General features: G+C 72.1%; 10 protein-coding genes. 9 read left to right on the forward strand and 1 reads right to left on the reverse strand.

All coding sequences use genetic code 11. The annotated features are described in order from the left end of the window. Nucleotides 1–321: 321 nt before the first annotated feature. Entirely contained in the window at nt 322–444 is a 123-nt protein-coding gene (locus E1298_RS51360; protein WP_279499454.1) for a hypothetical protein, read from the reverse strand. 59 nt (nt 445–503) lie between these two features. Here E1298_RS51360 and E1298_RS38170 point away from each other — a divergent pair, with 59 nt between their 5' ends. The 9 genes from E1298_RS38170 to E1298_RS38210 all read left to right on the forward strand — a co-directional run. Then, nucleotides 504–1,355, forward strand: a complete 852-nt coding sequence (locus E1298_RS38170) for an isocitrate lyase/phosphoenolpyruvate mutase family protein (RefSeq protein ID WP_131902214.1) — start codon at nt 504–506, stop codon at nt 1,353–1,355. Next, nucleotides 1,352–2,428, forward strand: coding sequence for a GNAT family N-acetyltransferase (locus E1298_RS38175; protein ID WP_131902216.1), 1,077 nt, complete (start codon nt 1,352–1,354; stop codon nt 2,426–2,428). The genes E1298_RS38170 and E1298_RS38175 overlap by 4 nt, the downstream gene beginning before the upstream one ends. Beyond that, nucleotides 2,425–3,381: an aminotransferase class I/II-fold pyridoxal phosphate-dependent enzyme gene (locus tag E1298_RS38180; RefSeq protein ID WP_131902218.1), complete on the forward strand. Its 957-nt coding sequence runs from the start codon at nt 2,425–2,427 to the stop codon at nt 3,379–3,381. Before E1298_RS38175 ends, E1298_RS38180 begins: the two co-directional genes overlap by 4 nt. A gap of 10 nt (nt 3,382–3,391) precedes the next feature. Beyond that, nucleotides 3,392–3,913, forward strand: coding sequence for a truncated hemoglobin (locus tag E1298_RS38185; RefSeq protein ID WP_131902220.1), 522 nt, complete (start codon nt 3,392–3,394; stop codon nt 3,911–3,913). A gap of 15 nt (nt 3,914–3,928) precedes the next feature. After that, nucleotides 3,929–4,939, forward strand: a complete 1,011-nt coding sequence (locus E1298_RS38190) for a methyltransferase (RefSeq protein ID WP_131902222.1) — start codon at nt 3,929–3,931, stop codon at nt 4,937–4,939. Then, nucleotides 4,936–6,870: an FAD-dependent monooxygenase gene (locus E1298_RS38195; RefSeq protein ID WP_131902224.1), complete on the forward strand. Its 1,935-nt coding sequence runs from the start codon at nt 4,936–4,938 to the stop codon at nt 6,868–6,870. The genes E1298_RS38190 and E1298_RS38195 overlap by 4 nt, the downstream gene beginning before the upstream one ends. A gap of 3 nt (nt 6,871–6,873) precedes the next feature. Continuing rightward, a complete protein-coding gene (locus tag E1298_RS38200) occupies nt 6,874–7,950 on the forward strand; it encodes a methyltransferase (RefSeq protein WP_131902226.1) in 1,077 nt (358 codons plus the stop codon). Then, entirely contained in the window at nt 7,947–9,164 is a 1,218-nt protein-coding gene (locus E1298_RS38205) for a GNAT family N-acetyltransferase (RefSeq protein WP_207945084.1), read from the forward strand. The genes E1298_RS38200 and E1298_RS38205 overlap by 4 nt, the downstream gene beginning before the upstream one ends. Before the next feature lie 65 nt (nt 9,165–9,229). Further along, on the forward strand, nt 9,230–10,486 hold a 1,257-nt coding region (locus tag E1298_RS38210), incomplete at its 3' end, for an MFS transporter (protein WP_131902230.1).

Below are 10,486 nucleotides of genomic sequence, written 5' to 3' on the forward strand. Positions count from 1 at the left end.
CCCCTGGGGCTTCGCCCCTATCCCCCTGGGGCTTCGGCCCTAGCCCCCCTGGGGCTTCGGCCCCTGTCTTCCCTGGGGTTGGTTCTTGGAATTCCTCAAGGCTCTTGCGGCCTGGGCGGGATGCGACGCGCAATAGCCGTACTCGGCCCATCGTGCCGGCGCCGAGCTGTGGGCGGTTTCGTGTATTGCCAGAGGTTAAGTCACAGAAGTCACTTGAGGTTCTTTGGTCAGGGGCGCCGCAGCTCGTTTCTCTTCCAGAGGGCGTGAATGTGGATTCTGAGGTAGTTCGGGTGTGTACGGTTCTATGGGTAGTTGATTGATTTAGTTGGGAATGTGGACCCACAGGTCAGGGCGGTGGTGGGGGGTGAGGATTCCACTTCCGGCGTAGTCGGTGAACGCCATTCGAGTACGGTCGGGTGCCGCTATCGCCGCATGGACGGTCATCGGGGGCTCCTTTACGATCACCAGGGGGATTAATCCGGTGAAGGGGGAGAAGTGGTCCCATGGTCTGGTCTGCTGGACTTGGTAAGCACTTCCGGGACGAATCGCTTGTCTGGACGGCGGGGGCTTGCAGCGCGCTGACAGCGCGGCTGGTGGAGCGTTCCGGGTTCGACGCGGTGTGGGTGTCCGGTCTGGAGGTGTCCGCCAGTCTCGGCCTGCCCGACATCGGGCTCCTGACGATGACCGAGATGATGGACGTCACCCGGCAGATGACCGGTGCGGTGTCCGTTCCCGTCATCGTCGACGGCGACACGGGATTCGGGGACGAGCTGAACGTCGTGCGGCTCATGCGCAGCGCGGTCGCCGCCGGGGCCACCGCGGTGTGCGTCGAGGACAAGGTCTTTCCCAAGCGCAACAGCTTCCTGCCGGTCGACCAGGAGCTGCTCGGGCCCGAGCGGTTCTGCCGGAAGCTCCGCAGCGCCAGGGAGGCGGCCGGTGACGAGCTGTCCCTGATCGCGCGCACGGAGTCGCTGGTGGCGGGCGGGGACGTCGAGGAGGCGCTGTTCCGTTCTGCGTGCTATGTCGACGCGGGCGCGGACGCGGTCCTGGTGCACTCGCGGGACTCGACACCGGATCGGATCGTCGACTTCCTGCGCAAGTGGCGGGGCTCGGTACCGGTGATCGTCGTTCCCACCACCTACCACGGCATCTCCGCCCGGGAGCTGGAGATGGAGGGCGCCGGCATGGTGATCTACGCCAATCACGGGCTGCGCTCCGCCGTGCGGGCCATCGGGGAGACGCTGAGCGCCATCCGGGCCAGCGGGTCCACCGCGGGTGTCGAGGACAAGATCGCCTCGTTGGGCGAGGTGTTCCGCCTGCAGGAGACCGACTCCTGGCTGGAACTGCGGACATGACGACGGCCGAAGGGGCGGGTTGCCGGCCGGCGGTGCGGCAAGGTCTTCCCGCGGATTGGGACGAGCTGGTCGGTCACACGTCCCCGACGGCGCGGTACCGCTGGTTCTCGCTGATAGGCACCCGGCTCCCCGGGCCCGCCCTGGTGTTCCGGCACGGCGGCGGCCGGCCGGCCGTCCTCTGCGGGACGTTGCTCACGGCACCGCCGCGCAATCGGCGGATCGACCCGTACGCGGTCTTCGCCGGGGCGGCGGCCGGCGATGGGCTGAACGAGGCGGGGCCGCATCCGTGGCGCGGTGCCCCGGTGGGGGAACGCTTCCCGTGCCTGTTCTTCATGCTCCCGAATTACGAGTTCTTCCCCGTGGGGCCCGGCGCGGACGACCGCGGGACGCTGCGCGGCCTGGTCACGGCGGTGCGCGAGTGGTGTGCCGACAACGGCGTGCGCAGCATCGCCTTCCTCTACCTCTCGCCCGAGGCGAACGCGCTCGCCGAGGTCCTGGACGAATCGGGCTTCGCGGTGATTCCCCTGACGACGCGCTGCGAGCTGCCCGTGACCTGGGAGGACTCCTCCGGCTACCTGCACGCCCTGGATAAGAAGCGCCGGGGCGCGGCCCGGCGGGAGATGCGCGAGCTCGCCGCCCGGGGCGTCGTCACACGGGAACGCCCCTTGGACGGCTGCCTGGACAGGCTGGTCCAGCTGCGGTGCGGTGTGGTGGCCAAGTACGGCGGGCGGCCCGACGTGGAGCGCGAGCGTGCGCTGCTCCTGCGAGTGCGTTCTCTGTTCCCTCCGGAAGACCTCACGGTCGTCGTCGCGGAGGCGGAGGGCGAGATCCTCGGCTTCACGCTGATGGTTCGTGACGGCCACCTGTGGACCGCGTTCATGACGGGGACCGACTACTCCACCGACCGTGCGCGCCTGACGTACTTCGCGACCGCGTACTACCGGCCCGCCGAGCTGGCGCCGGGGATGGGGATACGCAAGATCGTGTACGGGCCCGGCTCCTGGCACGCCAAGCGGCTGCGCGGATGCGTCGAGGTGCCGCTCGGGGCGGCCGCCGGGGACGTGAAGTGGTGATCGACTTCAGTGGGACGGCGCCTCGCTGGACGGAAGAGGCGCGCCGGTTGTGGGAGGACTGCGTCTCCTTCCGGGAGGAGTCGCTGTGGGCCGTCCCGATGCCTCAGGGCGACGAGCTCCTGCGCGAGTGGATAGGCGCCCGGTTCGGGCTCGACCCGCGGTTCATCACGATCACGGCCGGGGTGCGCGCCGCCGCGCTGACCTACGCCCGGGTGCACGGCGTCGTCCACGTCGAGCGTCCCACTTTCGGCGGCGTGGTCCGGGTGCTTGAGTTCGCGGGCGCGCGTGTGGAGCGGCATTCCTGGGAGGCCCTGCCCTCGGTGCCGCGTTCCGGCGCCCTCTGGGTCACCTCGCCGGCACGCAATCCCGACGGCGCCACCCTCGACGCCGCTCTGTGCGAGGAACTGGGACGGCGGGCCGCTGAAGGCCAGCGCGTCGTCGTCAACGGCGCGTACCTGTGGTTCGCCCCCGGCGGCGTTCCCGACCTGGCGGGAGCCGACCTGCTGGGCTCGTTCCACAAGATCGGTGGCCACGGCTGCCGGCTGGGCTGGGTGTACAGCACCTCGTACTTCGGCGAGGCGGTCGCCGAGCTGCTGGGCACCACGCCCTCTCCCGTCTGGCAGCGGTGCTGGGCGCGTTTCGCGGCGAAGGGCGGGCTGGACGTGCTGGCCGAGCACGCGGTCACGACGGCACGCGAGTCGGCCGCCGCGTTCCTCGCCGAAGTGCCGTACCGGTGGCCGGCCGCACCGCACATGCTGCTCCCGCTCGTTTCCGGGGTCGGCGAGGAGCACGCCCTCGCCCGGCTTGAGCGCCTCGGCTTCCGGCTGGCGCCCGGCCGGGACTTCGACTGCGACGTACCGGCCCTGCGTGTCAGCTTCCCGGGCGCGTCGCCCGACGACGCCGTCCGCCTCGCCCGTGCCATCACCGGCACCGGCCTGTTCGACCGGAACTGAGGTGAGTCACATGCTGCAGAAGGTGTTCATCGCTTCCGAAGGCGGGACCGAGCTTCGGGAGGACGTGACCCTTGACGACGCCGCCGCGGCGGCCAGCGACTTCTTCGACAGAATCGGCGGCGAGGACTTCTTCCGCCGACTCACCAGGGCCTTCTATGAGCGCGTGGCCCAGGACGAACTGCTGTCCCCGTTGTTCGAGGGGGCCTGGGAGCACCACTCGAAACGGCTGGCCGACTACTTCGTCAACCTCTACGGCACGCCGGACCTCCTCTCGGCCTGGGAACCCCGTGTGCTGACCGCGCACACGCGCTTCGTCGTCAGCAACGACCAGCGCCTGCGCTGGCTGGAGCTGATGCGCGAGGCGGGCGGGGACGCGGGCGCCCCGGAACGGGAGCTGGCGGACTTCATCGGCGTGATGACCATCGCGAGTCTCGACATGACCGCGTGCTCGCGTGGGGCGGCGATCGCGCGCGGCCAGCGGATCGACCGCCTCGGCAACGTGCTGTCCGCCCCCGACGGCGAAGCGCGCTGAGGTGCCCGGAACGCCATGATGGAGATCTTCACCGAGTTGTCCGGGCGGCGGCTGCTGGACGCCGCGCCGGCGTGGGCGGGGCTGCAGGCCGCGGCCGATGCCGGGATCGTGGACGCGTTGCTCAGCGGGGCCGACACGTCACATGGACTGGCGGACCGGCTGGGGCTCGACTCGCGCGCGACGGAGCTGGTCCTCGGCGTCCTGCTGGCCTACGACCTGGTCAGCGCGACCGAGGACGGCCTCTTCACCGCCTCCGACGAACTCCATCGCTACGACGAGGAGGCGCCCGGCGGTGTCGGGTTCCATCTGCGGCTGTGCGGGCACGCCCCCGCCTTCCTGCGTTCGGGCGCGCCCCTGGTGGCGATGGACGGCACGGCAGGGCAGCGCGGTGACGCCTACAAGAAGGTCGCCGGCGCGCTCCGGCAGGTGTTCGAGGCCCCGGCGCGAACGACGGCGGTCGCTCTGTCACCCGTCCGCGGAAGGGTTCTGGACGTGGGGGCCGGCTCGGGTGTGTGGAGCTTGGCCGTCGCCGAGGCCAACCCGGGTGTCCAGGTCACCGCGCTGGATCTTCCCGAGGTCGTCCCGCTCTTCCGCGCCGAGGCCGCCGCGTGGGGCCTCGCGGGCGACGTCGACGTGCTGGCCGGGGACTACCACGCGGTGACCGTGCCCAAGGGCGTCTACGACCTGGTGATCGTGGGCAACGTCCTGCATCTGGAGTCGGCGCCGCGGGCCAGGTCCCTGCTGGCGCGGTTGTGGTCCGCGCTGGCGCCCGGCGGGCGGCTGGTCGTCATCGACGCGCTGAGTTCCGGGACGACGGCGCGCAGCCGCATCCGGGCGTTGTACGCGCTGATGCTGGCGATCCGCACGCGGCGGGGCACGGTGCACCGCCGCGGCGACGTGGAGCGCTGGCTGAAGGAGCTGGGCGCCACCGAGGTCAGGGCGCTGACGGCCGCGGGTGAGATGCCGGGCAGCGGGCTCACCGACGTCATCGTGGCGGCCGCTCCCGGGCGGGAGACGGTTCCGTGACCCGGCTCGGCGAGGTTCTCGTGGTCGGCGGCGGCCCGTCCGGCCTGGCCGCGGCGCTGCTGCTGCGCCGGACCTCGGTCGCGGAACGTGTCATCGTGGCGGAACGCCACGCCCGGGGCACGTCCGGCGGTTTCGGCGTCTCGCTCGACGACGCGTCCGTCGACGTCCTGCACCGCATCGACCCCGGCAGCGCGGCACGTGTACGGGAGGCCCTGCACCCCTGGGACACCGTGACCCTGCGGCGCGAGCACGAGGAGATCACCGCGGCGGGCTCGCGGCTCGGGGCGGTGACGCGCCATCGGCTGATGGAGGCGCTCCGGCAGGGATGCCTCGAACACGGGGTCGAGTTCCTCGACGGCACCGCGCTGGACGCGGACGATGTGCGTGGCCGGGCGCCCGGGGTGGACCTGCTGATCGGGGCGGACGGGGTGCACAGCAGCGTGCGCGCCGCCGCCCCGGACGCCTTCGGCAGCGCGCTGTCGGCGGGGGCCGGCCACTTCATCTGGCTCGCAGCGAAGAGCGACCACCTGAGACCGTCGATGCTGTTCCGGTCCACCCCCCACGGCGTCGTGTTCGCCTACGTCTACCCGTTCGCCCCGGGGATGTTCACCTTCATCGCCGAATGCGGCGGGCGGATGTGGCGGCGCAGCGGGCTGGCGGAGATGACCACGCCGGAGTCGGTCGGCTTCCTGCGCGAGGTGTTCGCGGAGGATCTGGACGGCGGCGCCCTGCTCGCCGGGGACGCGCGCTGGTCGAGGTTCGTGACCGTGCGCAACGAACGCTGGCACGCCGGCAACAGGGTGCTGCTCGGCGACGCGGCGCACACCGCCCACTACTCGGTCGGGCTGGGCACGCGGCTCGCCGTCGAGGACGCCCTCCAGCTGGCGACCCGCCTGGCCCGTCACGACGACCTGGAGGCCGCGCTGCGTTCCTACGAGCACGCGCGGCGCGAGCCGGTCGAGGAGGGGCAGCGGCGGGCGGCCGAGAGCCAATCCTGGTTCGAGCGGGTCGAACGCTACTACCGGTTCCCCGTCGTGCAGCTCGCCTTCTCCTGGCGTGCCCGCCAGCACACCACGACGTTCGACCGGCTGCGCGGAATGGACCCGGGCTTCACCGCGCGCGTGTGCCGGGCGCTCGGGCAGGACGGCGCTGACGGGCCCGACGCCGAGCCGCTCCTGACGCCCTGCACGATCGGTACGGTGCACAGCCCCCGCCGCACCGTCGCCGTCGTGGACGACTGGCTCACCAGGACCTGCGGAGCCGATGCCGGAGCCGGCGCCTTCGACGCCGACGACGGGCGGCCGGTCCTCGCCGGCATCACGTTCGCCCGCGGCGTCCCCCGGGACGAGCCGCCCGTCTTCCGGACCGTCACGATTCCCGTGGACGCGTCCGGCATCCGGGTCCGGCGGATGGTGACGGCTCTCGCCCTGGCCGGCGCGCCGCACGTCGAGCTGGTGCCCCGGTGGCCGACGCGGGCGGACGCCGCCGAGCCCGACGGCGCCCGGCGGGCGGTCATCCGCATCCGGTCCATGATGGCGATGGTCGCCGACGCCCTGGGGGCACCGCTGGTGGTGCGCCTGGACGGCGACGGCGTCGTCTCCGAGGCCCTGATCCATGCGATGGAGCCGATGGTGGCCGCCGCCGAGTGCGCGGGAGTCCACCTGGTGCCCGCCGGGCGGACGGCCGGAACCGCCGACGTCGTCGGCGGGCTCCTGGCGGCGAGCGACGTCCTGCGCAACGAGCTTCGCTGCCTGACGGTGGTGTCGGGGCCGTGGCGGCGGGACGCGGCGAACACCGCGATCGGGGCCGGACGAGTGGACCTGGTGGGCCTGGTGCGCGGGCGGTCCCCGCGCGGCCCCCTGTTCGGCCGCGCCGCCTCCGGGAGCGACGGCGACGACCTTGACCTGGGATGGCCGGACGACAGGAGATGAGACGTGACGGACACCGAGCCCGCCGACCGGCCGATCGGCGCGTGGAACGACCCCGCCGGGCTTCCCCCGGCGCTGCGGCCCCTGTGGATCATGACTCAGAAGTACGCGGCCCAGGCGATCTACGTCCTGGCCAAGCTGTCGGTCGCCGACCTGCTGGCTCCCGGCCCGCGGACGGCGGACGAGCTCGCCGGGCAGGTCGGCGCCGACCCGCGGGCCCTCTACCGGATCCTGCGCTGCGCCGCGTCGGTCGGTGTCTTCGCCGAACTGCCCGACCGGCGGTTCACCCTCACGCCCGAGGCGGAAGGCCTGCGCTCGGGGCGGCCCGGGACGTTCCGCGACCTGATCGTGCTGCACGGTGAGGACATCACCTGGCGGCAGTACGGCGACATCATGCACAGCGTGCGCACCGGCCGGCCCGCCTTCGAGAAGGTCTTCGGGAAGCCGATCTTCGACTATCTCGCAGACCATCCGGAACAGGAGGCGCTCTTCAACCGGGCCGCCGAGCAGGTCGCCGGGCCGGTCACGGACGGATACCTCCAGGCGTACGACTTCGGCCGTTTCCGGCGGGTGGCCGATATCGGCGGCGGGACGGGCTATTTCCTCGGCCGCCTGCTCCAGGAGAATCCCGACGGCAGCGGACTGCTGGTGGACCGGCCGTCGGCGGTCGAGGAGTCCACGAAGGTATTCGCCGACCTCGGCGTCGCCTCGCGGGCGCGGGCCGTTCCCGGGGATTTCTTCGACACCGTTCCGGCCGGGTACGACGCCTATATTCTCAAGTCCATTCTGCATGACTGGCCGGACGACAGGGCCCGGCGGATCCTGCGCACCGTCCGGCGGGCCATCGGCGATGACGGCGACGCGCGCCTGCTCGTCCTGGACTCGGTCCTGGCCGGCGGCAACGCGCCCGACCACGGCAAGCTGCTCGATGTCCATATGCTCGTGACCTTCGGCGGCCGGGAACGGACGCTGGAGGAGTGGTGGCGGCTGATCCGCGACGGCGGATTCGAACCCGCGGCCGAGCCTGTCCTCGGGACCTGGCCGGTACTGGAATGCCGCCCGAACCCCGAGGCGCTGCCGTGAAGGTCCGCGCGGCCACCGAGGACGAGTGGGACGCCCTGGACGCCGTGCTCGGCGAGGCGTACGGCCGCGAGCAGCCGCCGGACGTCCGCGCCGTCCAGCGGGGGGTCTTCGAGGTCGACCGGGCCCTGGTGGCCGAGGACGGTGACCGGATGTGCGGCTGCCTGGCGTGCTTCTCGCTGCGCGTCAGCGCGCCGGGCGGCGTCGTCGTCCCGACGGCGGGCGTGACCTGGGGAGGGGTGCTGCCGACCCACCGGCGGCGCGGGGTGCTGACCATGCTCCTGCGGCACCTGCTCGACGAGATCCGCCAGGACGGCCGGGAGCCGCTCGCCGCGCTGTTCACCACGGAGCCGCAGATCTACGGGCGGTACGGCTTCGGGCCGGCGAGCCAGGAGATCAGCTTGTCCATCCCGCGGCACGTTCTCGGGAACGTCCCAGGCGATCAGGGGATCCGGCTCACGAGCGTGGATCCGGCCGAGGCCCTCACCGCCACCGAGCGGATCTACGCGGACGTGGTGCCCCTGCGTCCGGGGATGCCCGTCCGCGACGACGCGTGGGCGCGCTATGTCATCGCCGATCCACCGTCGATGCGCGCGGGGGCCTCACGGCTGCGCTGCGTGCTCGCCCACCGCGGGGGCACGACGCTGGGCTACGTCCGATACGCCACGGCCGCCCGGACGGACCACGGTCTGCCCGCCGGGACGGTGCGGCTGCGCGATATCGCCGCCACGGAACCCGCGGCCTACGCGGCGCTGTGGCGGTTCGTCCTCGACATGGACCTGACCTCGACCATCGCGGTGGCGAGGCTGCCCGTGGACGACGCGCTCCTGCACCTGATGGCCGACCCCAGGGCGGCCAGGCCGACGGTGAGCGACCAGTTGCAGGTCCGCCTGGTCGACGTCGGCCGCGCCCTCGCGTCGCGCCGCTACGCCCGGGACGTCGACGTGGTGCTGCGGGTCGACGACCCGTTCTGTCCGTGGAACACCCGGCACTGGCGGCTGTCGGCCGACTCCACCGGCGCGGTCTGCGAGCCCACCGCGGCGCGCCCCGACATCTCGCTGGACGCGGCCGATCTGGGCTCCATCTACCTCGGCGGCTTCACTCTGCGCGCGCTCGCCCAGACGGGCCGCGTGAACGTCGCCGATCCGGCCGCCTTGGCCGCCGTTTCGCGGGCGTTTTCAAATGATTTGGCGCCATTCTGTCCCCATAGGTTCTGACCTCGGGGAGAAAGGAGTAACGGAAAGCCGTGCCACTGGGATGAACCCATCATCGGATAGTGGAGGTGATCGTCATCGCTCCCGACAACCAGGTCGTCGAAGGTCCTCGTCCGGGCGCATGGCAGAATTCGAATTTCCGGTTGCTGTGGGTGGGCCAGTCCTTCTCGTGGACCGGCACCCAGATCACCCAGCTGGCCCTGCCGCTGGTCGCGGTCATCCTCCTCGACGGATCCCCTCTCCAGGTCAGCCTCGTCCTCGCGTTCGAGTTCCTGCCCGCGCTGCTGTTCGGCGCCGTCGCGGGGGTGTGGGTGGACCGGCTCGACCGCCGGCAGGTCCTGATCTTCACCGACATCGGCCGTTTCCTGTCCCTGCTCGCGATCCCGCTGCTGCACTGGACGGATCACCTGGAGTTCGCGTACCTGTATCTGGCCGTGTTCGTCACCGGCCTGCTGTCGGTCGCCTACAACGCCGCCTACCAGGCGCTGCTGCCGTCGATCGTCGAGGAGAGGGACCTGCTCGACGCCAACGGCAAGCTGGAGATGTCCCGATCGATCGCCCAGGGCGCCGGGCCCGGATTCGGCGGCGTGCTGGTGCAGGCGCTGTCCGCGCCGGTGGCCGTCGTGACCGACGCGGCCACGTACCTGGTCTCCGCCGCGGCCGCCCTGCGCATGAAGACCGTACGCGGCGGCGCCCGCCCCGGCGGCGGCTCGTTCCGATCCGAGCTCGCCGAGGGCGTCAAGGTGATCCTCGGTGAGCCGGTGCAGTGGCGGCTGGCCCTCGCGGCGGCGGTCGACAACTTCTTCGCGGCCGGGGTGCTGGCCCTCTACGTCCTGTACGCCAAGCGCGACCTGGACCTGTCCGCGCTGCTGATCGGCATCGTCCTCGGCGTCGGCGCCGTGGGCGCGGTGGGCGCGTCCACGCTGCTGCGGCGCCTGGGCCGGCGCGTGCGCCCCAAGCAGGCGATCATCGCCGGGGCGCTGGCACGCGGCGTCGGCTACGCCCTCGTCCCGCTGGCCGACGGCGCCACCGCCCTGATCGTTCTGCTGCTGTGCGCGGGCCAGATCCTCGCCCAGGGCGGCATGGTGGTCCTCGTCTCCAGCGCCACGACATGGCGCCAGCTGATCACGCCGAACCACCTGATGGGGCGCGTGGTCGCGGCCTCGATGACGGTGCTGTTCGGTGCCATCCCCTTCGGCGCCGCCTTCAGCGGCGTCCTGGCGGATGTGGCCGGCACCCGCCTCGCGCTCGCCGTCGGCGCCGCGGGCACCCTGTGCTCGGCCCTGGTCATGATCGGGACACGCAACCCCGCCCCGCCCGCCGCC

Source organism: Actinomadura rubrisoli (assembly GCF_004349215.1).
Lineage (GTDB): Bacteria > Actinomycetota > Actinomycetes > Streptosporangiales > Streptosporangiaceae > Spirillospora > Spirillospora rubrisoli.